This window comes from Streptococcus sp. HMSC062B01 (assembly GCF_001811085.1).
In the GTDB taxonomy this organism is placed as follows: Bacteria; Bacillota; Bacilli; order Lactobacillales; family Streptococcaceae; genus Streptococcus; species Streptococcus gordonii.
On the sequence record NZ_KZ672780.1, the window covers coordinates 301,663 to 325,445 of the forward strand.

A 23,783-nucleotide genomic window follows, 5' to 3' on the forward strand; every position below is an offset into this window, starting at 1 on the left:
CGGAGTTTGGCTCTGTCCTAAAGAATGAAAGAGGAAAAACATGGCCTTACCAACTATTGCCATTGTCGGCCGTCCCAATGTCGGCAAGTCAACGCTTTTCAATCGGATTGCCGGTGAGCGGATTTCCATTGTGGAAGATGTCGAAGGGGTGACCCGCGACCGAATCTATGCGACAGCAGACTGGCTTAATCGTAAGTTTAGTATTATTGATACGGGCGGAATAGACGATGTTGACGCGCCTTTTATGGAACAAATCAAACACCAGGCTGAGATCGCCATGGACGAAGCAGATGTCATCGTTTTTGTCGTATCTGGCAAGGAAGGTATTACAGATGCAGACGAGTATGTGGCTCGCATGCTTTACAAGACCCATAAGCCGATTGTTTTAGCAGTCAACAAGGTGGACAACCCCGAAATGCGTAATGAGATTTTTGATTTCTATGCGCTGGGCTTGGGCGATCCATTCCCGGTTTCTTCAGTCCACGGGATTGGTACAGGGGATGTTCTCGATGCTATCGTTGAAAATCTGCCAAATGAAGAAGTGGCAGAAAATCCTGATATGATTAAGTTTAGTCTGATTGGTCGTCCTAATGTCGGAAAGTCTAGCTTGATCAATGCCATCTTGGGCGAGGAGCGTGTTATTGCCAGTCCTGTTGCCGGTACTACGCGTGACGCTATTGATACAGTCTTTACTGACAGTGAAGGTCAGGAGTTTACCATGATCGATACGGCTGGTATGCGCAAGTCAGGGAAGGTCTATGAAAACACAGAGAAATACTCTGTCATGCGGGCTATGCGGGCGATTGACCGGTCGGATGTTGTTCTGATGGTACTCAATGCTGAAGAAGGAATTCGTGAGTACGACAAGAGAATCGCTGGCTTCGCCCATGAAGCAGGAAAAGGAATAATCATCGTTGTCAATAAGTGGGACACACTGGAAAAAGACAATCATACCATGAAAGACTGGGAAGAGAATATTCGTGACCAGTTCCAGTACCTATCTTATGCGCCAATTATCTTTGTTTCTGCCCTGACCAAGCAGCGTCTCCATAAGCTGCCGGATATGATTAAGCAAATCAGTCAGAGTCAGAATACCCGTATTCCGTCAGCGGTGCTCAACGATGTCATCATGGATGCTATCGCGATTAATCCGACGCCAACTGACAAGGGCAAACGTCTCAAGATTTTCTATGCGACTCAGGTAGCTACCAAACCGCCAACCTTTGTCATCTTTGTCAATGAAGAAGAGCTTATGCACTTCTCTTATCTGCGTTTCTTGGAAAATCAAATCCGCAAGGCCTTTGTCTTTGAAGGAACCCCGATTCACTTGATTGCAAGGAAGCGGAAGTAGAGACAGATTTCCTCTAGTTTAATGGTTCATAGCTTTCTTTGTAGAACATTAATTTTGTCTCTTACATTTTTGGGGGTGTCTGAGTTCCAAAGAAATTATTTTATTGGCTAAGCTATGAAGGTTGTCGAGAAATAATATTTTGAATGGAGTCACTGGATCTTGTCGCTATTTATCAAGGTTTAGACTACCAAATAAGCAAAAATGAGAATCAAGAATCCAGTTTGATTATTAAACTGTTTAGAACAAAAGAAGTAAGCAAAAAGGCTTACTTTTTTCTTTGCCTGAAAACTATGGTATAATGGAGAGATAAACATAAGGTGGTAAGTATGGCGAAATTAATTCCAGGGAAAATTCGAACCGAGGGAATAAGCTTTTATGAAAAAGGTCAAATCAGTATTAGTGAAGTCAAAAATCGTATTATCTATAGTCGAGTTTCAGACTATAATTTGAGATACAGTTTGGCTGATGATGCTGTGTTCTGTTCTTGTGAATTTTTCCAGAAAAAACAGTATTGCGCCCATTTAGCTGGACTAGAGTATTTCCTAAAAAATGACGCAGAAGGCAAGGAAGTATTGGCTAAGTTGGAGTTGGAGGAAACGAGTCAGCAAGAGACACAAGGAAAGGTTTCATTTGGGAGTCTCTTTTTAGATAAAATTTTACCGCTGGATCAAGAAAATCCTAAGTACCAATTATCAGCAGTTGGACAAGAAGATGCTTATACAGGAGAATTTTTGTGGACTTTGCGTCTCAGTCGTTTACCAGATGAGAAATCTTATGTGGTAAGGGATATTCGCGCTTTTTTACAAACTATCCAAAAAGAAGCTCCTTACCAGATTGGTAAAAGCTACTTTGAACCCCTTCGTTTTGAGGAATTTGACAGACCTAGTCAAGACCTATTAATGTTCTTACGGGGATTCTTGACGACTAAGGATGATTCTTTGATTTTTCAAAATGCTGGCCGACATATAGCCTTTCCTGCTTCTTTGCTCGAAGAGGGAGTGACACGATTGATGGAGTTAAACAGTTTCCATTTGGCGTATAGTGTCTTTGATTTCCAGCAGGTCTTTTTCCAAGATCTACATGAAGATGCAGGCATTTTCTCCTTTGAACTAGAGGAGTCTGCTGATTACTTAGAACTTGTGATTTCTGAGCAGTACTATAAACTTTTATACAATGGTGAATTCTTATTTTATGGAGATACTTTCTTTCAACTCAACCATCAGCAGCAACGTATACTGGCTGCCCTGAGAGATTTGCCTATAGATTCAGATAGGAAAAAACGTTTGCAATTTGATAGTTCTGATCAAGGTAAGCTGGCTACTAGTCTGTTAGAATTCAAGAAAATGGGTAGTTTATCAGCACCTAAAGAACTCATGATTCATGAGTTTCAGCCTCATTTCTCTTTTGATCTGCTGGCTTCAGGTGAGATTGAAGCTAAGCTTGTCTTTGTCTACGAATCTCTAACTGTAGCTAGTCAAGAAGAACTAGATAACCTTCCTTTTGCCAGTGACTTCAGACTAGAACAAAAGGTGTTTCAAAATTTACTACAAGCAGGATTTGAAGCAGCTTTTGAAAGTCGTAGACCTGCTTTATTACCTCAGGATGTCTACACTTTCTTTACTCATACCATGGAAAAGTTCCGCTCCTTAGGAAGAGTAGAGATTAGCCCTAGTTTATTAGCTCTTTATCAGGTAGAAAAACCGAAGATCGCTATTGAAACAAAAGGAAGCCTGTTGGAAATTGGTTTTGATTTTGCCAATATTGACCCAGCAGAAGTGGACGATGCCTTATCTGCCCTATTTGAATCTCGTGATTATTTTGTCAGTCAATCGGGCAAGGTATTGGTTTTTGATGAAGAGACTAAGAGAGTTAGTCAAACCCTGCAAAAGTTAAGGGCCAAAAAGTTAAAGGGTGGTCAGATAAGGACTAGTCGTTTGGCTGCCCTTCAACTGACAGATATCCTAGAAGATCAAGAAAACGTTTCTTTCTCAGAAGGATTTCGACAGTTAGCTTATGATCTGAGACACCCAGAAGAATTTCAACTACCATCCTTACAGGTTGAAGTCGAATTGAGAGATTATCAAGAGCTGGGAGTGAAATGGCTCAGCATGCTTAATCATTATGGCTTTGGAGGGATACTAGCTGATGACATGGGGCTTGGGAAAACCTTGCAAACTATTGCTTTTTTGACGGCAGTATTAAGAGAGTCTAAAAATGCTTTGATCTTGGCACCGTCAAGCCTGGTTTACAACTGGCAGGATGAATTTGGTAAGTTTGCTCCACATTTGGATATAGCAGTTGTCTATGGGCCCAAGCCTCTTCGGGATAATCTAATAGCTGAAAAACATCAGGTGATGATTACCAGTTATGCATCTTTTCGTCAGGATATAGAAGAATATGGCCGTCTGACTTTTGATTATCTGATTTTAGACGAAGCGCAGGTCATGAAAAACGATCGAACAAAGATTGCTCAGCACTTACGAAACTTTGAGGTGAAAAACACTTTCGCCTTATCTGGGACGCCAATTGAGAACCATATGGGTGAATTGTGGTCTATTTTTCAAATTGTCCTCCCTGGTTTATTACCTGCTAAAAAGGAATTTTTAAAAATGCCAGCAGATCTGGTAGCGCGTTATGTTCAACCTTTTATCATGCGCCGTAAGAAAGAAGATGTTCTTCAAGAATTGCCGGATCTGACAGAAGTCGTTTATCGAAACGACTTACAGGATAGCCAAAAGGCGATTTACCTGGCACAATTGCAGCAAATGCAGGAACGCGTGCGCTCTGCAACGGATGAAGAACTGAACCGAGATAAGATAGAGATCCTATCTGGTCTCATGCGCCTGCGTCAAATCTGCGACACCCCAGCTCTCTTTTTAGAGGATTATCAGGGGGATAGCGGAAAACTAGATAGTTTGAGAGAGCTTTTAGAACAAATTCACTCCAGCAATCATCGGGTATTGATTTTTTCTCAATTTAGAGGTATGTTAGATCTGATTGAGCAGGAACTTCAAAGTCTTGGAATGGAATCATATAAAATAACCGGTTCTACTCCGGCTAAGGATCGTCAAGAAATGACAACCGCTTTTAATGATGGTCAAAAGGATGCATTTCTAATTTCCTTGAAAGCTGGTGGTGTAGGTCTCAATCTGACAGGTGCTGATACCGTTATTCTGGTCGACCTTTGGTGGAATCCAGCTGTTGAAGCCCAAGCGATTGGGCGGGCGCATCGAATGGGGCAGGAGAGAAATGTGGAAGTTTACCGCCTGATTACTCGTGGAACTATTGAAGAAAAAATTCAAGAGTTGCAGGAAAGTAAGAAAAATTTAATTTCTACTATTTTGGATGGAACGGAATCACGTTCAAGTCTGACGCTAGCAGATATCCGAGAAATCCTAGGAATTTCAATAGAATAGTTTTCAAATTGACCAGAATAGTTTATAATGAAGTGTTGAAAGGAAAAAAGCATGACAAAGACCAAGTTTCCTCTAATCTCTGACAACGAAGCAATTTTTTCAGAAGTTCCTCATATGGATCTCTATGATGAATTTGACTTTATTAGTAATATCAAAGGTGACTATCAGGAGAAGACTTTTGCTGATTCTTCTTCGTCGAGTAAAACGGTAGCTCAGCCTATTCCATCTTCACAGTCAGAAAAACGAAAACAAGTAATTGCCGACAAGGTGAATCAATCCATCTCGCCTAAAGTTCAAGAAAAAAGTTATGCCGAGGTGGCAAGAGAAGAGGCTAGAGCTGATTTGAAAAAGAAACGCTCTGCTTCCTACTTGACCAGTGATGCCGTTTCAAAAAAACATCGTAGCAAAATTGGCTTTTCTGCGCGGAAGTATACAACGACAAAAGCTCAGCCAACTGCCTTTTTCCAAAAAGAAAACCCAGGTGAATTTGCAAAGTACGGTCAGCACTTGAAGCAAGAAGACTATATTGTGGCTGATTTGTCTGCAGAGCCAGTTGTCCAAGTCGAAGCACCAAAGACTGAAAAGAAAAACAACTATGATTTTTTGAAGACTAGCCAAGTCTACAATAAAAAAGAGTTGCGCGATAAAAAAGAAAATAAAGTTGCGGCTGAATTGAATTTGACACGCTTTGATCAAGCTTAGTAGCAATAGACCTTAATATCTATCTAGAAGATTACTAGCTAAATTTTTAACTAGAGCATATGCTTTCTAGTTTCTTCGTTTTGCCTTTAAGAGGCATTCGAATTATTCGAAGTTTGGGGGTAGGACTCCCTCAACAGGAAAGGAAAGAATCATACTCATGACAAAAATCTATCATTTTATCGGAATTAAGGGCTCAGGTATGAGTGCCTTGGCTTTGATGTTGCACCAAATGGGCCACAAGGTTCAGGGGAGTGATGTGGACAAATACTATTTCACTCAAAGAGGACTTGAGCAGGCAGGGATAAAAATTCTGCCTTTTGACGCAAAGAATATTCAAGCTGATTATGAAATCATTGCTGGAAATGCCTTTCGTCCAGATAATAATGTAGAAATTGCCTATGCAAATGAACACGGAATTAGCTATAAACGTTACCACGAATTTTTGGGTAGCTTTATGCGTGATTTTGTCAGCTTTGGTGTGGCCGGAGCTCACGGAAAGACTTCTACAACAGGAATTCTCTCTCATGTTTTATCCAACATTACCGACACGAGTTATTTGATTGGAGATGGAACAGGTCGCGGTTCAGCAGGTGCTAAGTACTTTGTTTTTGAGTCTGATGAGTACGAGCGTCACTTCATGCCTTATCATCCAGAATACTCTATTATTACGAATATTGACTTTGACCATCCTGACTACTTTACTAGTCTAGAAGATGTCTTTAATGCTTTTAATGATTATGCCAAGCAAATTACTAAGGGTCTTTTCATTTATGGAGAGGATGAGCAATTACGTCGTATCACTTCAGAAGCACCAATCTATTATTATGGCTTTGAAAAGGAAAACGATTTTGTTGCCCATGATTTGTTACGTTCAACAACAGGTTCTACTTTTAAAGTTTCATACCGTGGTCAAGAGTTAGGTGAATTCCACATCCCGACTTTCGGACGTCATAATATTATGAATGCGACAGCTGTTATTGGACTCTTGTATGTATCAGGTTTTGACTTGAACTTGGTCAGAGAACACCTGAAAACATTTGCTGGTGTAAAACGTCGCTTCACTGAAAAGGTTGTTAACGGTACTGTCATTATTGATGATTTTGCTCATCACCCAACTGAAATTATTGCGACTTTAGATGCAGCTCGTCAGAAATATCCAAGCAAGGAAATCGTGGCAATCTTCCAACCGCACACCTTCACTCGCACTATTGCCCTTTTGGATGAATTTGCTGATGCCTTGAATCAGGCGGATGCCGTTTATTTAGCTCAAATCTACGGCTCAGCTCGTGAGGTGGATCATGGAGATGTTAAAGTCGAAGACCTAGCTGAAAAAATTGTTAAACGTGTTCAGGTTGTAAGTGTGGATAATGTATCTCCACTTTTAGACCATGACAATGCTGTCTATGTCTTTATGGGAGCTGGAGATATCCAGACCTATGAATATTCATTTGAACGTCTCTTGTCTAATTTGACTAGCAATGTTCAATAAGAAGGAGTCGTCATGGAATCACCAATGCGAATTCGACAGGTCAACTTGCTCGATTTGGAGGAAATAGTTCGGATTGAACAAGTCAATTTCTTGGGAGAAGAAGCTACCAGCCCTGAGAAGCTAAAAGAACAAATTGAAAAGATTCCAAATACTTTTTTAATCGCTGATTTGAATGGAGAAATCGCTGGCTACATCATTGGGTCAGCGGTTTCTTCACATCACCAGTCAGCAGATTGCCTAGTAAAGGGAATGAGAAATTTAGACAAATCTAACTTCATATTTCTTCAGAGACTTTCGATTAATCCAGATTTTAAGGGTCAGGGAGTTGGTACTCTCTTGCTTGCAGCTATGAAAGAAGTAGTAGTTGAACTCCAAAAGCAGGCAATCTATCTGGCTTGTAAGGATCATTTGCTTTCCTATTTTGTCATGAATGGTTTTTCTGATTCAGGAATTTTTGAGGCTACTTATGGAGACGGAGCACATATTGAGATGATTTGGGTGAATCCCTATTTTAAGGAGTAAATCATGAAGATAAGGACTGCTGACTTAACGGATTTACCTGCCATTTACAAGATTGAATGTGAAAATTTTAGTTCTGAAGAGGCTATGAGTCAGGAATTGTTGGCTAGGCACATCGAACTCTTACCTGAAACATTTCTTGTTGCTGAGAAAGATAATCAGATTTTAGGCTTTCTTGAAGGTCCAGTAAGACCGGAACGCTACCTCATGGATATCTCCTTTACAATGGAGATTGAAGATTTCAGCCATCAAGCTGGGGGCTATATCTCAATAACTAGTCTCTCGGTTTCTAAAGAAGCTCATAGTATGGGGGTTGGTCGTAGGCTTCTGGAAGCAATGAAAGAAATCGCCATTTCAAATGGACGTGATGGCATCAATCTGACCTGTCATGATTATTTAACGGCCTATTATGAAAGGCATGGCTTTAGGAATCATGGACTATCTAAGTCAACTTATGCAGATGAGGTTTGGTATGATATGGTCTGGGAAGTTTCTTCTAAGGACTAAATAGTTTAATATATTATGAAAGAAAGCCTAATCTTATTGCATTTATCAAAGTTTTAAGATATAATGTTAAGGATTATGAAGAAGGAGGTCAAATTTTTGACTGAAAATTCACAAGATAACGAAAAAAAATTGAGCTTTAAAGAGCAGATTTTAAAAGAGTTTGCTAACTCTCAAAAAAATGAAGTATCTTCCCATGAAGAGGGTCCTTCTCTATCTGAACAAGTAGATAAAGCATTAGCGGAAGAAAGAACCAAAGAGGATCCTTCTCTATCTGAACTACTGCAGAAGGGAGATTCTTCACTAGCTGAGGTTCTAGGAAAAGATTCTCTATCAGCTGATTCAGCAAGTGAAAGTCAAGCTGAGACAACGACTTCGCAAAAATCAGATAGTTTTTTGGATGAGCCTGAATCCGTTAAAGTTCCAGTAAAGGTTTCCTATAAAAACCAATCTAAAGAGCCAAATGTGTCAAAAGAAGAGCCATTGGCGAAGACTGCGACGTATAGAAGAGATGATTTAGCTTCTAAAGAAACCTTGTCTCGATCTGCAAAAGAAAGACAAGCTAATAAGAAAAAACGTCAAAACAATGTAGCGAAAAAAATTGTATGGACGATTATTGCCCTCTTATTGGTTACTTTGGCAGTGACAGGTGTCTTTGTATACAGCTATATTGATTCCGCCTTGAAGCCAGTCAATGCTAATGATACTGAATATGTAACTCTTGAGATTCCTGCCGGATCAAGTGCTAAGGAAATTGGTTCGATTTTGGAGAAGAAAGGACTGATTAAGAGCGGTCAAGTCTTCAATTACTACAGTAAGTTTAAGAGCTATGCTAACTTCCAATCTGGCTACTATAATCTTCAAAAGAGTATGGACCTAGACACCATTGCGAAAGCTTTGCAAAAAGGTGGGACTGATACTCCTCAGCCACCAACTCTTGGCAAGGTAGTTGTCCCAGAAGGATATACTTTGAATCAAATAGCTGAAGCGGTTGAGAAAAGTGGTAATAAAAAGGTATCCATTAGTGCGAAGGATTTTCTATCCAAAGTGCAGGATGAAAGCTTTATTAGCAAAATGGTGGCCAAATATCCTAAATTATTGAGCGGACTTCCGACCAAGGATAGTGGGGTCAAATACCGTTTGGAAGGCTATCTCTTCCCAGCAACCTATAATTACACGAGTGACACAACAGCAGAAACTCTGATTGATCAAATGCTGGCAACTATGGATAGCAAGTTGAGCACCTATTACGAAGTGTTAGAAAGTAAAAATCTAACAGTGAATGATGTTCTAACCTTGGCTTCCTTAGTTGAAAAAGAAGGCTCAACGGATGAAGACCGCAAGAATATTGCAAGTGTCTTCTATAACCGGTTGAACCAAGGTATGCCACTTCAAAGTAATATTGCGATTCTTTATGCGGAAGGCAAACTTGGCAAAAAAACGACCTTAGCAGAAGATGCGGCGATCGATACTAATATTGATTCAGCATTTAATGTTTATAAAAATCCAGGTTTGATGCCAGGACCTGTAGATAGTCCAAGTCTTTCAGCGATTGAAGCAACTGTTAATCCAAACAAGACAGATTACCTTTACTTTGTTGCCAATACTGAGACTGGAACAGTCTACTTTGCAACAACCTATGAAGAGCATGCAAAAAATGTTGAAGAGCATGTCAATAGCAAATTAACACAATCAAGCAGTTCAAATTAAAAATTGGGAGTGGGACAGAACTCTAAGGCTTATTAGTTTGTTGTGTCCACCCTCAATTTTATTTTAAAGATTTTATAGAAACGAGATAAAAATAAAAATGGCAGAAAAAACATATCCAATGACCCTTGCGGAAAAGGAAAAACTAGAAAAAGAACTAGAAGAATTGAAATTAGTCCGTCGACCTGAGGTAGTAGAGAGAATAAAAATTGCTCGCTCATACGGTGACTTGTCTGAAAACAGTGAGTACGAAGCAGCTAAAGATGAGCAAGCCTTTGTAGAAGGTCAAATTTCAAGTTTAGAAACTAAGATTCGCTATGCAGAAATTGTAGATAGCGATGCAGTTGCTAAAGATGAAGTAGGAATCGGTAAAACTGTAACGATTCAAGAAGTCGGTGAAACTGAAAAAGAGGTTTATATCATTGTAGGTTCAGCCGGTGCAGATGCCTTTGCCGGTAAGGTTTCAAATGAAAGTCCTATTGGCCAAGCTTTGATTGGTAAGAAAAAAGGGGACATCGCAACTGTTGAAACGCCAGTTGGAAGCTACGATGTTAAAATCCTTAAGGTTGAAAAAACTAAATAACTTTAAAAAAACGGGCAGAAGCTCGTTTTTTTTTCGTCTTGAACTTTCATGCAAAAAGAGTATAATGTTCTTAGAAAAATCTTTAACGAAAGGGATACTGATGCTAGTCAAGCTTGTCTTCTTGTTCTCACTTATTTTATGGATCCTCAATAGATATTTTCCAAGTCGAAATGCAGCGATAGGACTGCGTTTTCCTACGGCTTTTTCTTCGCTCAAAAAGTGGCAACAAATACAGGGAGAATTTTATCGTTTACTAATCCTCAGTAATGGCGTTCTTTTGCTGTTATCCTGCTTTTATAAGATCAGTCCTTCAAAGTTAAACGCCTTTAGCCTATTAACGGTATTTGCTTCCGGCATGCTTGTCCTAATCAAATCCAATCGATAAGGAGCAGGAGCTGATTGTAAAAAAATTTTCTACAATTGGAAGAGGTCTATGTGTCATATTTTCATGTATTGGGGTAAACAGACGCTAGCTCCACTTCTTTTTAGGATCGGGTCAATTCTTAGTGGTCGCTAGTCGAATCGACAATTTTCTTAATAGTTCTCTCGCTTAAAAAAAGGAAATTACTTACCATTTTGGGGTATCTATAGACAATGCCATCCAGTCAGCGGCTTGTGTAAAGAAAAAACCTTTCCGCTACTAACGGAAAGGTTTTTCTTTATCTTGAACGTTGTTTGCCAGCGTTACGATTCTTTTTCTTTTTGTTATTGTTAGGACGGTTATCAATAGCCTGGTTTGCTTTTGGTGTAACGTCTTTCAAATAAGCATTGGCTGACATGGTTTTAGGTGGGTTCTTTTCGTACTCCTCTGCTACCCGTTTCTTCATATAAGGGCGGATAAAGAAGTTAATGATGAACTGTTGCAAGATTTGAACAAAACCACCGACTACCCAGTAAAGAGTAACTCCAGCTGGCGCAGTGAGGGAGAAGATGACAATCATGAGTGGGCTCACATAGATCATTTTCTTCATTTGTTCTTTTTGTTCTTCATCTAGTCCAACGAGTGATAGAAGTGATTGAACATAGTAAAGAACTCCGACGACAACTATAAGAATCATACTTTGTTGACCAAGATTGATTCCTAAGAATGAACTTTCGGCAATTCCCTTAGTATAGCGAGCTGCATAAAAGAGGGCTGAGAAGAAAGGCATTTGGATTAAGAGAGGTAAACATCCAACACCACCCAACATGCTGATGCCATTTTCTTTTTGAGCGGCCATTAAAGCTTGTTGGGCTGCTAATTTCTCTTCCTGAGTTTCCGCATTTTTCATGCGCTCATTGATAGGAGTGAAAATTGGACTTAAATAATTTCTCTTTTCGGACTGATAAGTTGCATTCCAAGATTGATAAAGCCCAAGTGGTAAAATGATCAAGCGGACGATAACTGTTACCAAAATGATAGCAAGACCAAAGCCCAGTCCTAAATCACTTGCAAAGTATTTGATGACTTGGCTCATAGGAGCAACCAAGAATTGATAAACAAAGCCTTGACCTGTTGGTTGACCTTGTTTATTGGTCTGGACACAGCCAGAGAGAATCAGAAGAAGGGTTAAGCCCATTCCTGAAAATAATAAACGTTTAAATGTTTTCACGATTCTATATTCCTTTTTTAAATGATACCTTTCTATTCTACTGTTTTTTTCTTAAATATACAATAGTTCCCTAGACCTAATTTGAAATTTTGAAATCTGAGAAAGAATCAAAATTGGCCATTGTTACATCCAGATAGCTTACCTTAGAAAATGGTGTGGGACCTTTTCGGATTTCTTGAATAAACTTAGCCATAGAAGCGGGGCTGTCTGCCTGGGCAAGAATACTGACAGTCCCATCCTCATTATTCCATACACGCCCTGTAATGCCACCGATTTCTAAAGCAAGGGAATAGACTCCCCAGCGAAAACCAACTCCTTGGACCCGTCCTTGAGCAATCATTTTAACTTTTTGCATGTCAGCCTCCTTTTTATATCCGACTTGAGCATGAGTTTTATTCTTAAAATTTATGCTATACTATTCTTATGAATATTATAACCTCTAAAGCTAATAATGTGGTAAAAAAAGCTAAAAAACTCCATCAAAAGAAATACAGAACAGATTCCTATTTGATAGAAGGTTGGCATTTGTTTGAAGAGGCTCTTTCGAGTGGGGCTGAAATTATCTCTATTTTTGCTTTGTCAGAATATGCGGATCGCCTGTCTGGGTGTAAACAAGTATATTGGTTGAGCCCTGACTTACTGAGGGATTTAGCTGATAGTAAGACCCCGCAAGGAATCGTGGCTGAGGTTAGACTCCAGCAAGAAGTCTTACCAGAGAAACTCTCAGGCAAATATCTTTTTCTAGAAGATGTTCAGGATCCGGGGAATCTAGGGACGATTATTCGGACAGCAGATGCAGCAGGTTTTGATGGGATTTTTATCTCTGAACATTCAGCTGATTTGTATAATCTGAAGACCTTACGGTCCATGCAGGGGAGTCATTTTCATCTTCCAATCTATCGTCTAGCAACAACTGACTTGATTGACTTGGCAAAAAAATCAGATCTTCCTATTTTTGCTTCTACCCTTTCTGATGATTCAATCGATTACCAAAAATTAAAAGGGAGCCAAAACTTTATCTTAGTGATGGGCAATGAAGGGCAGGGGATTAGTTCTATGATAGAAGCTGCAGCCGATCAGTTGGTCCATATCCCTATGAAGGGGAAGGCTGAAAGTTTAAATGTGGCGGTAGCAGCTGGAATTCTAATCTTTTATTTAAGCTAAAATTTAGGAATTAGGTTATAATAAAGGCAAATGGAGGTGATTCTATGCCTTATCAAAATGATGATGAGTTTATGGCCTACGTGGGACATTTGATTGAGAAGCCCGGCGTCCAGCGCTTGAAGGGTATTCCACATCATTTGCATTCCAATCGGCTTGAACATTCTATCAATGTAAGTTATACTAGTTATAAGATTGCGAAAAAATTGGGCTGGAATAAGCGCAGTACAGCTAGAGGAGCTCTTCTTCATGATTTGTTCTATTATGATTGGCGGGTGACTAAATTTAAGAAAAGCCATGCTTGGGTTCATCCCCGTTTGGCGGTTCGAAATGCTCGGAAGCTAACCAAATTGAATAAAGTCGAAGAGGATATTATCATTAAGCATATGTGGGGCTTAACAATTGCGCCACCACGTTATAAGGAAGCTTATATTGTAACTCTTGTTGATAAATACTGGGCAATCAAAGAAGCAACCTCTCCATGGAGACAAAAGCTTCGCAATCGAAAGTTATTTCATCGTAAGATGTTAAAGAATTAAAAAGGAGACGAGATGTTATGAACAATCGTACAATCATTCAAGATGCAAGTGGCATCAATACTTTTTATGCAAAAATTTATTCTCTTGTTGGAGTCGGACTTGGAATTTCAGCGCTAGTGTCGGCACTGATGTTGAGTATGTTTCAGTCAGTTATTGTTTCTGTATTGATGGGCTCTACTTGGATATTCTATGTGGCTATTGCTGCTGAACTTATTTTAGTCTTTGCTGCTTCTGGTATGGCTGTTAAAAATAGCCCTGCTGCCTTACCTCTCTTTCTGGTTTATTCTGCATTAAATGGCTTTACCTTGAGTATTGTTCTTGCTCTTTATACTCAATCATCTGTCTTATCTGCATTTGTAACGGCGTCAGCTATGTTCTTTGCGATGGCCTTTATCGGAAAGGTGACTAAGAAAGATCTTTCTGGAATGGGCCGAGCATTGAGGGCTGCCTTGTTTGGTTTGATTATTGCTAGTGTAGTGAATATCTTCTTAAGAAATGGAAGTTTTGACTTCTTGATTAGTATTGCAGGTGTCATTATCTTCTCTGGTTTGATTGCATGGGATAATCAAAAAATTCGTTACGTGTATGAACGGTCAAATGGTCAAGTTGAAAATGGCTGGGCAGTATCCCTTGCTTTGAGTCTTTATCTTGATTTTATCAACCTCTTCCTCAGCCTTCTTCGTTTATTTGGTCGAAACGACTAATTAATGAACAATGGATTTCTCCTTGCTTGAGATTACCAGTAGAGAATTCCATACTGTATGAGAAGAGATCTTTCTCATTGCTATATGAATAACGGAGTTAGGACTAGTTTTTAGTCCTGACTCTTTTTTGTGTGTAGGGGAAGGAGTCTAGTGGTTTTAGAATTTCTTAACTAGGGGCAAATCAAAGTTTGTGAAAAAACAATCTGTCCCAAAATACTAAATTTTCTGAAAATTCCTTGACATTATGGTGAAAAATGGTAACATAAAGTATACGTTTTTGAAAAAAGTGATGTCAAAATAGGACTAAGAGCTTGAGAGATATATCTATAAAGACTTTTAGGATGTGAGACTTGCTTCTGTGCTTTATTAAAAATAAAAAGAATAGCTACTTTTTTCTTGATTTATTGGGGAAAAATGTTATTATTGGTAGCAGAAGTTAGAATTTTTTGACAATTCGGAATTTATCTATGAGGGAGGAACTTGTGAAGCAAATCAAATTAAAAGAACCTAAAAATGGTTCTGAACTGGTTTTAGAAACCTTGTTAGAACTTGGTATAGACACAGTTTTTGGTTATCCTGGTGGTGCAGTCTTGCCTTTGTATGATGCGATTTATAATTTTAAAGGCATTCGTCATATTCTAGGTCGCCATGAGCAAGGTTGCTTGCATGAAGCTGAAGGTTATGCCAAATCAACTGGAAAGTTGGGTGTCGCCATTGTCACTAGTGGACCTGGAGCAACAAATGCTATTACAGGGATTGCAGATGCTATGAGCGATAGCGTTCCTCTTTTAGTCTTTACTGGACAAGTTGCTCGAGCAGGGATTGGGAAGGACGCCTTTCAGGAGGCGGATATTGTTGGTATTACGATGCCAATTACCAAATACAATTACCAGGTACGTGAGACGGCTGATATTCCACGAATTATCACTGAAGCTGTTCATATTGCAACAACTGGTCGTCCTGGTCCAGTCGTCATTGACTTGCCCAAGGATGTATCAGCTTTAGAGACAGACTTCATCTATTCACCAGAGGTGAATTTACCAAGTTACCAACCAACGCTTGTTCCGAATGATATGCAGATCAAGAAAATCTTGAAACAACTATCTAAAGCCAAGAAACCAGTTTTGTTGGCAGGTGGGGGTATCAGTTACGCAGAAGCTTCTAAAGAATTAAATGAATTTGCAGAACGCTATCAAATCCCTGTGGTGACCAGTCTTTTGGGTCAAGGTACTATTGCAACTAGCCACCCACTTTTTCTTGGAATGGGGGGGATGCATGGTTCCTTTGCGGCTAACATTGCCATGACTGAAGCGGACTTTATGATTAGCATCGGTTGTCGTTTTGATGACCGTTTGACAGGAAATCCCAAGACTTTTGCTAAGAATGCCAAGGTTGCTCATATCGATATTGATCCTGCTGAGATTGGTAAGATTATCAGTGCAGATATTCCTGTAGTGGGCGATGCTAAAAAAGCTTTACAGATGCTTCTAGCAGAACCAACAGTTCATAATAATACTGAAAAGTGGATTGAAAAAGTTACGAAAGATAAAAATCGTGTTCGGTCTTATGATAAGAAGGAGCGCGTGGTTCAACCTCAAGCAGTAATTGAACGCATCGGTGAGTTGACAAATGGGGATGCCATTGTTGTAACAGACGTAGGGCAACACCAAATGTGGGCAGCTCAATATTATCCATATCAAAACGAGCGTCAATTGGTTACTTCTGGTGGTTTAGGAACCATGGGATTTGGAGTTCCTGCTGCTATTGGTGCCAAGATTGCTAACCCAGAAAAGGAGGTTATCCTTTTTGTTGGTGATGGTGGCTACCAAATGACAAACCAAGAGATGGCTATTCTCAATATCTATAAGGTTCCGATTAAGGTCATCATGCTAAACAATCATTCACTAGGAATGGTGCGGCAGTGGCAGGAAGCTTTCTATGATGGTCGTACCTCTGAGTCAGTCTTTGATACTTTGCCAGATTTCCAGCTCATGGCTCAGGCCTATGGTGTTAAATCTTATAAATTTGACAATCCAGAGACTATTGCTCAGGATTTGGAAGTGCTGAAGGAAGATATACCAATGTTTATCGAGGTGGACATTTCTCGTAAGGAGCACGTTTTGCCAATGGTACCAGCTGGTAAGAGCAATCATGAGATGTTGGGGGTGAAGTTCCATGCGTAGAATGTTGACCGCTAAACTCCAAAACCGTTCGGGTGTTCTAAATCGCTTCACTGGTGTTCTTTCCAGACGTCAGGTTAATATTGAGAGTATATCAGTCGGAACGACGGAGAATCCTGAAGTATCACGTATCACCATCATCATTGATGTGGCCTCATTGGCAGAAGTAGAGCAGATTATCAAGCAGCTTAATCGTCAAATTGATGTGATTCGAGTTCGTGATATCACAGACCGTCCTCACTTAGAGCGTGAAGTGATTCTGGTTAAGGTTTCAGCTCCAGCTGAGAAGCGTGCAGAGATCCTAGCCATTATCCAACCTTTCCGTGCAACGGTAGTGGATGTGGCTCCAAGCTCAATCACTATCCAGATGACAGGAAATGCTGAAAAGAGTGAAGCTTTATTGCGAGTGATTCGGCCATATGGGATCAAAAATATCGCTCGTACGGGTGCAACTGGATTTACCCGCGACTAATACTCTTAGATTTTCATTGAGTAAAAAATCCAGCTTAAATTTGTTAAACCAGCCTATAAGGCAATAAAAAAATAGAAAAGAGAGAAAAACTATGGCAGTTCAAATGGAATACGAAAAAGATGTAAAAGTAGCAGCACTTGACGGTAAGAAAATTGCCGTAATCGGCTATGGTTCACAAGGTCATGCTCATGCACAAAATCTGCGTGATACAGGCCATGATGTGATTATCGGTGTTCGCCCTGGTAAGTCATTCGATAAGGCTAAAGAAGATGGCTTTGATACTTACACAGTAGCAGAGGCAGCTAAGTTGGCTGATGTAATCATGATTTTGGCGCCAGATGAAATTCAACAAGAACTCTACGAAGCAGAAATCGCTCCAAACTTGGAAGCTGGTAATGCAGTTGGATTTGCCCATGGTTTCAATATCCATTTTGAATTTATCAAAGTTCCTGCTGATGTAGATGTCTTTATGTGTGCCCCTAAAGGTCCAGGTCACTTGGTTCGTCGTACTTTTGAAGAAGGATTTGGTGTTCCAGCACTTTACGCAGTCTACCAAGACGCTACAGGAAATGCGAAAAATATTGCTATGGACTGGTGTAAAGGTGTTGGTGCAGCTCGTGTTGGTTTGCTTGAAACAACTTACAAAGAAGAAACAGAAGAAGATCTCTTTGGTGAACAAGCTGTCCTTTGTGGTGGTTTGACTGCCCTTATCGAAGCAGGTTTTGAAGTCTTGACAGAAGCAGGTTATGCTCCTGAATTGGCTTACTTTGAAGTTCTTCATGAAATGAAATTGATCGTTGACTTGATCTACGAGGGTGGATTCAAGAAAATGCGCCAATCAATTTCAAATACTGCTGAATATGGTGATTACGTATCAGGCCCACGTGTAATTACTGAGCAAGTCAAAGAAAACATGAAGGCTGTTTTAGCAGACATTCAAAATGGTAAATTTGCAAATGACTTTGTAAATGACTACAAGGCTGGCCGTCCAAAACTCACTGCTTACCGTGAACAAGCAGCCAACCTTGAAATCGAAAAAGTAGGTGCTGAATTGCGTAAAGCAATGCCATTTGTTGGTAAAAATGACGACGACGCATTTAAAATCTACAACTAATCGGTAAAGAAAGAAACAGATGGGGCAGAGAAATGAATTTCCTGCCTCCTTTCTTATCAAATGAAAACTTGCTGTATTTAATGATGCCAGATTCCTTGTTAAAAAAATGGTAACAGCTGGGATTGGCTTTGGTGTGGTTAATTGATTTCCACGCTTACAAGGATAATACATAAAGAAGGGAATTGTATGCTTGCAGCTAGAGATATTTTTAAAGCCCATCAAGTATTAAAAAATGTAGTTGAACGGACTCCGCTGGATTTTGACCGTTATTTATCTGAAAAATATGGGGCGACTGTTTATCTGAAACGCGAAAATATGCAAAAGGTACGCTCCTTTAAGATTCGTGGTGCGTATTACGCCATTCACCAGCTATCTGAAGAGGACAAAAAAAGAGGAGTGGTCTGTGCTTCGGCGGGAAATCACGCGCAGGGAGTAGCTTTTACTTGCCATGAGATGAAAATTCCGGCGACTATATTTATGCCTGTTACGACACCTCAGCAAAAGATTGGACAAGTGCGATTTTTTGGTGGCGATTATGTAACCATTAAGTTGGTAGGAGATACGTTTGATGCCTCTGCTAAGGCCGCACAAGAATTTACCAAATCAGAAAAACTAACCTTCATTGATCCTTTTGATGATCTTAATGTTCAGGCCGGTCAAGGAACGGTGGCTTACGAAATCCATGAACAAGCCCAAGAAGAAGGTGTTGATTTTGATCAGATCTTCGTTCCAGTTGGTGGGGGAGGTCTGATTTCAGGAGTTTCAACTTATATTAAGTATGTTGCACCTGGAATGGAAGTGATTGGAGTTGAGGCTTCAGGTGCTCAGAGTATGCAAGCCGCCTTTGATCACGGAGAGCCAGTTAAGTTAGAGGAGATTGACAAATTCGCGGACGGGATTGCTGTCCAAAAGGTTGGGCAATCAACTTATGAAGTGGCTCGTAAATATGTCGATAAACTAGTTGGCGTGGATGAAGGCCTGATTTCAGAGACCTTGATTGATATGTATTCCAAACAAGGAATCATTGCTGAACCAGCAGGTGCAGCTTCCATTGCAGCGTTAGAGGTAATGAAAGAAGAAATCAAAGGAAAAAACGTTGTCTGCATTATTTCAGGGGGAAACAATGATATCAACCGGATGCAGGAAATGGAAGAACGTGCTCTTATTTATGACGGGATTAAGCACTATTTTGTGGTTAATTTCCCGCAACGCCCAGGAGCTCTTCGAGAATTTGTGAATAACATTTTAGGTGTCAATGATGATATCACGCGTTTTGAATATATAAAACGTGCCAACAAGGGAACAGGTCCGGTTTTAATCGGTATTGCTCTGGGCGATAAGAATGATTATCAAGCTTTGCTTTCACGCTTATCAGAGTTCGACCCTGGATATATTAATCTTCATGGTAATGAGAGTTTGTATAACCTCTTAGTCTGATTGAGTCTTTGATTACGATTAGGAAAGGAAGGTTTGGTTTTGTTGCATACAAGGCCAGATCTTTTTTTGATCTTCTAAGTTTTTTGAACATTGAAAAACACCACAAAATCTCTGTCTTGTGGTGTTGATTTTTATTTATAGGTTAGAGGCTTAAAGGAATAATCTCATTAGTTCATGGGCCACACCGTCCTGATCGTTTGTTAGCCCCAGTTGTTGATCAGCAAAAGGCAGAAGACTAGTATTAGCATTTTTCATAGCATAACCAGTACCAGCGAACTCTAGCATTTCAGTGTCATTGTGTTCGTCACCAAAAGCAATCAAATCTTTACGATCAGCATTCATGATGTTTAAAAGATACTTCAAGGCAAAGGCCTTGTGGACTCCTTTGGGAGTACATTCAAGAATGTTGAGTGGTCCGCCCCAGGTATTGATGGTCAGCTCGTGTTGATAAAATGAACTCATTTGATCAGCTAGAGCATATTTATCTTCTGCTCGTGTCTGCAAGAGAATGACACTAGGATTCTTAGTGACGAGCTGAGGGTTAAACTGATTCTCGGGAACAAAAGCATTTACGCCAAATAATTGAGGATTGGCAATTTCTTCGTTAGTGTTGGTAATATAAAATTTATTGCGGTACTCACCGGCAATAAAGTCTGCTTCAATTTCATCTTCTCGAGCAACCATGTCAATCAGATATGATTTGTCGACTGTCAAAGATTTTTCAAATTTCCATTTCTTACCTGGTAGATGTGTCAGAGAACCATTAAAGTTAATCATAGGAGTGTCCAGTCCTAATTCTTCATAGTACTGTTGGGCCATACGGTATGGGCGTCCGGTTGTAATGATGACCTTATGTCCTTTTTGAGCGACTTTTTTTATGGTTTCTTTAGTAAAATCTGACAATTGGCTTTGCGAATTGAGCAAAGTACCATCTAGGTCTACAGCAATAATTTTATGCGCCATGTTATTTCCTCTTCAAGTATGATAGTTCCTATTATAGCAGATTTTATGTTTAATGGTAGTGATTTGTGTTATAATGTACTTCCAAAGGTCGAGGTAGATGCTTGTAATGAACAATTGCATCTGGTTGGACTTTTTATTTCTAAGTGAGGAGTTTTCTTGTATGCGTAAAATTTTCATGATTCATTTCTTTTTTCTATTGATTTCCTTGTTAGTATACATGGAAGGAATAACTAAGTCAGGTCCTGACTTAGTCTGGAACATGATGCTGGCTTTGATTGCTTATGATTTTGCTATTTTGACTCGTTATTTTAAACAGGCTTGGTTATTTCCCGTATTTTTCATCCTTTGGCTGGTCTTTTATCCCAATACTTTTTATATGATAACTGATATTGTCCATATGCATTGGGTTGGAGATACCTTGTGGAATAAGACCAGTTTGCACTTGTTTATGGCTTTTGTTCCGAGCATCTTATTTGGTGTATACTGTGGAATTGAAAGTTGGATCATTATTAGAGAGCGTTTGAGATTAACTTGGTGGCTGGACTTACTCGTAACAGGTGGCCTCTCTTTTATCTCTAGTCTAGCAATTTATATCGGTCGTTATGACCGCTTAAATACTTGGGATTTAATTAATAATCCCAGTCAAGTAGTTGAGAAGTTATTAGCTACTTTTCAAAGGGAACGCTTGTTTTTTATACTTGGGTTTACATTTATTCAATTCATGAGTTTGGTTTTTATGGCAAGGGATGATAAAAAATAATAAAAATATAAACATTTGTCTTGAAAAGATGAATGTTTTTTTGTTATAATGGATCCGTTGTTCGTTTAAAACGAACTAAAATCTTTGTCTATAGATGGGAGTTATGAATTGGACAAGCTTTTTAAATTAAAGGAGAATGGTACGACCGTTCGTACAGAAATTCTCGCTGGCTTAACAACATTCTTTGCGATGAGTTATATTCTCTTTGTCAATCCAGCAATGCTATCTCAAACTGGTATGCCAGCACAAGGAGTATTTTTAGCAACAATTATTGGTGCTGTGGCTGGTACCTTGATGATGGCCTTTTATGCTAATCTGCCCTACGCACAAGCACCTGGGATGGGTCTGAATGCCTTTTTCACCTTTACAGTTGTCTTTAGTTTAGGCTATACTTGGCAAGAAGCCTTGGGAATGGTCTTCATCTGTGGAATCATTTCTTTGATTATTACCTTGACCAAGATTCGGAAGACCATTATTGAGTCTATTCCAGGATCCTTAAGAGCTGCAATTTCAGCAGGTATTGGTGTTTTCTTAGCTTATGTAGGGATTAAAAATGCAGGCTTATTGAAATTTTCTATTGATCCAGGGGCTTATACAGTTGCTGGCGAAAGTGTAGAGAAAGCTCAATCAGCTATCACCGCTAACTCATCTGCTACACCAGGCCTAGTTGCTTTTAATGACCCTGCTGTTTTAGTTGCCTTGGTAGGTTTAGCGATTACTGTCTTTTTTGTGGTAAAAGGAATTAAGGGTGGAGTTATCCTATCCATCTTTGCTACAACTGTGGTTGCCATTTCTGTTGGTTTGGTAAACCTATCCTCAATTGACTTGAGTCAAAATAATCTTGGTACTGCCTTTAAAGAGTTAGGAGAAATTTTTGGTGTAGCAATTGGTCCAAAAGGTTTAGGTGCTCTCTTTACTGATACGGCTCGTTTACCTCAGACTTTTATGGCTATTTTAGCTTTCTCATTGACAGATATTTTTGATACGATCGGAACCCTAATCGGTACAGGAGAAAAAGTTGGGATTGTTGCAAGTTCTGGAGAAAACCATGAATCTGAGAGATTGGATAAGGCTTTGTATTCAGACTTGATTGGGACTTCTATTGGGGCTATTGCAGGAACTTCAAACGTTACTACTTATGTAGAGTCAGCTGCGGGTATTGGAGCAGGTGGACGGACAGGTCTAACAGCTCTAGTTGTGGCAATCTGTTTTGCTATATCTAGCTTCTTTAGTCCTCTCTTGGCAATCGTTCCAACTGTTGCGACAGCTCCAATCTTGATTGTTGTTGGGATTATGATGCTGGGCAGTCTGAAAAATATTGAATGGGATGATTTGACTGAAGCGATTCCTGCTTTCTTCACTTCAATATTCATGGGATTCAGCTACAGCATTACTCATGGTATCGCAGCTGGTTTTATCATGTACGCTCTGGTTAAGACAGTAAAGGGACAAGCCAAAGAAGTTCATACTATGATTTGGATTCTGGATGCTCTCTTCATTTTAAATTTCGTCAGTCTGGCTTTGGCAAAATAATCAGAGAAGTTGGATTTATCCAGCTTCTTTTTTATGTTGTGATTTTATGCATGAAAAAAATTTTTCTGGTATAATAAGACTTATGTTTAGTCATAATGAAAATGAGCTGATTGCTATTGGTCAAAAAATAGGGCGATTGTTGCGAGCGCGTAATGTGCTGATTTTGTCAGGTGATTTGGGGGCTGGTAAAACAACCCTGACCAAGGGGATTGCTCAAGGCTTGGATATTAGGCAAATGATCAAAAGTCCTACCTATACCATTGTTCGAGAGTACGAAGGGCGGTTGCCACTCTATCATCTGGATGTTTACCGGATTGGAGAAGATCCAGATTCAATAGACCTAGATGACTTCCTCTATGGTGATGGGGTTACTGTTATCGAGTGGGGAGAGCTTTTAGAAGATAGTTTGCCACAAGATTACCTGAAGATTCAGCTTGTCAAAGAAGAAGACGGAAGGCGAATTTTGTTCGAGGCTGTTGGACAAGCTTCAAAGGATCTATTGCAAAAGATAGAAAGCGAAGCCCGTTAATGCCAAGAGAATATGACTTGCTACTGAGGGAAGCTGAAGCTAGTGATGCGGAACTTCTGACTGACTTTCTCAGCCAGATTGGTCAAGAGTCTGATTATACGACTTTGGATGAGGAGGGAGTCATGATGAGTGTGCAGCAAATGGCTGAATTTTTAGACTTGCAGGCTTCCTTGGAGAATCGAATTTCAATTCTGGCTTTCCTAGATGAAAACTTGGCCGGACTAATCAATATTACTGCTGATCGTCATGCGCGTGTTTGTCATATTGGCGATCTGTTCATTGCTGTAAGAAAATCATACTGGAACCAAGGTTTGGGTAGGATTCTCATGGAGGAAGCCATTGATTGGGCTAGCCAGTCTGGTGTGATCCGCAAATTAGCTCTAAGTGTGCAAGTAAGAAATGAACGAGCAGTACATCTCTATCAAAGTTTAGGCTTTGAGATTGAAGGCTTACAAAAACGTGGAGCCTATCTAGACGAAGGGGAATTTCTAGATGTTTACCTTATGGGAAAACTGATAGATTAAAAAT

22 protein-coding genes are annotated in these 23,783 nt (G+C 39.7%); 19 read left to right on the forward strand and 3 right to left on the reverse strand.

The window, feature by feature from the left end; genetic code table 11:
• Positions 1-40 precede the first annotated feature (40 nt).
• The 8 genes from der (at position 41) to greA (ending at position 10,271) form a co-directional block, all read left to right on the forward strand.
• Positions 41-1,351, forward strand: coding sequence for a ribosome biogenesis GTPase Der (der, locus tag HMPREF2780_RS04770; protein WP_105026264.1), 1,311 nt, complete (start codon positions 41-43; stop codon positions 1,349-1,351).
• A 326-nt stretch (positions 1,352-1,677) separates the two neighbouring features.
• The gene (locus HMPREF2780_RS04775; protein ID WP_105026265.1) at positions 1,678-4,767 is read left to right on the forward strand and encodes a pilus expression-regulating Snf2 family helicase; all 3,090 of its coding nucleotides are present in this window, start codon (positions 1,678-1,680) and stop codon (positions 4,765-4,767) included.
• 51 nt (positions 4,768-4,818) lie between these two features.
• Positions 4,819-5,469 (forward strand): divisome accessory protein ZapJ, encoded by a 651-nt coding sequence (locus HMPREF2780_RS04780; RefSeq protein WP_105026266.1) that lies wholly within the window; start codon positions 4,819-4,821, stop codon positions 5,467-5,469.
• A 157-nt stretch (positions 5,470-5,626) separates the two neighbouring features.
• Positions 5,627-6,958 (forward strand): UDP-N-acetylmuramate--L-alanine ligase, encoded by a 1,332-nt coding sequence (gene murC / locus HMPREF2780_RS04785; RefSeq protein WP_045505826.1) that lies wholly within the window; start codon positions 5,627-5,629, stop codon positions 6,956-6,958.
• 12 nt (positions 6,959-6,970) lie between these two features.
• Positions 6,971-7,480, forward strand: coding sequence for a GNAT family N-acetyltransferase (locus HMPREF2780_RS04790; RefSeq protein WP_105026267.1), 510 nt, complete (start codon positions 6,971-6,973; stop codon positions 7,478-7,480).
• 3 nt (positions 7,481-7,483) lie between these two features.
• Complete coding sequence (locus tag HMPREF2780_RS04795; protein WP_105026268.1) at positions 7,484-7,984, forward strand: GNAT family N-acetyltransferase; 501 nt, start codon at positions 7,484-7,486, stop codon at positions 7,982-7,984.
• A 63-nt stretch (positions 7,985-8,047) separates the two neighbouring features.
• A complete protein-coding gene (gene mltG / locus HMPREF2780_RS04800) occupies positions 8,048-9,691 on the forward strand; it encodes an endolytic transglycosylase MltG (RefSeq protein ID WP_233994379.1) in 1,644 nt (547 codons plus the stop codon).
• A gap of 97 nt (positions 9,692-9,788) precedes the next feature.
• Entirely contained in the window at positions 9,789-10,271 is a 483-nt protein-coding gene (gene greA, locus HMPREF2780_RS04805; RefSeq protein WP_008808523.1) for a transcription elongation factor GreA, read from the forward strand.
• A 659-nt stretch (positions 10,272-10,930) separates the two neighbouring features.
• Here greA and yidC read toward each other — a convergent pair.
• Positions 10,931-11,863, reverse strand: a complete 933-nt coding sequence (gene yidC, locus HMPREF2780_RS04815; protein ID WP_045772923.1) for a membrane protein insertase YidC — start codon at positions 11,861-11,863, stop codon at positions 10,931-10,933.
• 76 nt (positions 11,864-11,939) lie between these two features.
• Entirely contained in the window at positions 11,940-12,218 is a 279-nt protein-coding gene (locus tag HMPREF2780_RS04820; protein WP_008808525.1) for an acylphosphatase, read from the reverse strand.
• 68 nt (positions 12,219-12,286) lie between these two features.
• On the opposite strand from HMPREF2780_RS04820, the gene HMPREF2780_RS04825 reads away from it, so the two are divergent.
• The 7 genes from HMPREF2780_RS04825 (at position 12,287) to ilvA (ending at position 19,470) form a co-directional block, all read left to right on the forward strand.
• Complete coding sequence (locus tag HMPREF2780_RS04825; protein ID WP_061598467.1) at positions 12,287-13,027, forward strand: TrmH family RNA methyltransferase; 741 nt, start codon at positions 12,287-12,289, stop codon at positions 13,025-13,027.
• Positions 13,028-13,071: 44 nt separating this feature from the next.
• Positions 13,072-13,563 (forward strand): HD domain-containing protein, encoded by a 492-nt coding sequence (locus tag HMPREF2780_RS04830; RefSeq protein ID WP_061598465.1) that lies wholly within the window; start codon positions 13,072-13,074, stop codon positions 13,561-13,563.
• A gap of 17 nt (positions 13,564-13,580) precedes the next feature.
• Positions 13,581-14,267 carry a Bax inhibitor-1/YccA family protein gene (locus tag HMPREF2780_RS04835; protein ID WP_053794098.1) on the forward strand — a complete coding sequence of 229 codons (687 nt, stop codon included), beginning with the start codon at positions 13,581-13,583 and terminating at the stop codon, positions 14,265-14,267.
• 467 nt (positions 14,268-14,734) lie between these two features.
• Positions 14,735-16,450, forward strand: a complete 1,716-nt coding sequence (locus HMPREF2780_RS04840) for an acetolactate synthase large subunit (RefSeq protein ID WP_263285592.1) — start codon at positions 14,735-14,737, stop codon at positions 16,448-16,450.
• On the forward strand, positions 16,443-16,919 hold the full coding sequence (gene ilvN, locus HMPREF2780_RS04845) for an acetolactate synthase small subunit (protein ID WP_048778851.1): 477 nt from the start codon (positions 16,443-16,445) through the stop codon (positions 16,917-16,919). Before HMPREF2780_RS04840 ends, ilvN begins: the two co-directional genes overlap by 8 nt.
• 91 nt (positions 16,920-17,010) lie before the next feature.
• Positions 17,011-18,033: a ketol-acid reductoisomerase gene (gene ilvC, locus HMPREF2780_RS04850; protein ID WP_008808531.1), complete on the forward strand. Its 1,023-nt coding sequence runs from the start codon at positions 17,011-17,013 to the stop codon at positions 18,031-18,033.
• Between the two features lie 186 nt (positions 18,034-18,219).
• Positions 18,220-19,470, forward strand: a complete 1,251-nt coding sequence (ilvA, locus tag HMPREF2780_RS04855) for a threonine ammonia-lyase IlvA (protein ID WP_012000033.1) — start codon at positions 18,220-18,222, stop codon at positions 19,468-19,470.
• Positions 19,471-19,620: 150 nt separating this feature from the next.
• On the opposite strand, the gene HMPREF2780_RS04860 is transcribed toward ilvA, so the two are convergent.
• A complete protein-coding gene (locus tag HMPREF2780_RS04860) occupies positions 19,621-20,433 on the reverse strand; it encodes a Cof-type HAD-IIB family hydrolase (RefSeq protein ID WP_105026270.1) in 813 nt (270 codons plus the stop codon).
• A 160-nt stretch (positions 20,434-20,593) separates the two neighbouring features.
• On the opposite strand from HMPREF2780_RS04860, the gene HMPREF2780_RS04865 reads away from it, so the two are divergent.
• The 4 genes from HMPREF2780_RS04865 (at position 20,594) to HMPREF2780_RS04880 (ending at position 23,779) form a co-directional block, all read left to right on the forward strand.
• Positions 20,594-21,193 (forward strand): DUF1361 domain-containing protein, encoded by a 600-nt coding sequence (locus HMPREF2780_RS04865; protein WP_061600152.1) that lies wholly within the window; start codon positions 20,594-20,596, stop codon positions 21,191-21,193.
• Between the two features lie 108 nt (positions 21,194-21,301).
• Complete coding sequence (locus HMPREF2780_RS04870; protein ID WP_105026271.1) at positions 21,302-22,726, forward strand: NCS2 family permease; 1,425 nt, start codon at positions 21,302-21,304, stop codon at positions 22,724-22,726.
• An 82-nt stretch (positions 22,727-22,808) separates the two neighbouring features.
• Positions 22,809-23,255: a tRNA (adenosine(37)-N6)-threonylcarbamoyltransferase complex ATPase subunit type 1 TsaE gene (gene tsaE / locus HMPREF2780_RS04875; protein ID WP_105026272.1), complete on the forward strand. Its 447-nt coding sequence runs from the start codon at positions 22,809-22,811 to the stop codon at positions 23,253-23,255.
• The gene (locus HMPREF2780_RS04880) at positions 23,255-23,779 is read left to right on the forward strand and encodes a GNAT family N-acetyltransferase (protein ID WP_105026273.1); all 525 of its coding nucleotides are present in this window, start codon (positions 23,255-23,257) and stop codon (positions 23,777-23,779) included. Before tsaE ends, HMPREF2780_RS04880 begins: the two co-directional genes overlap by 1 nt.
• Positions 23,780-23,783 lie beyond the last annotated feature (4 nt).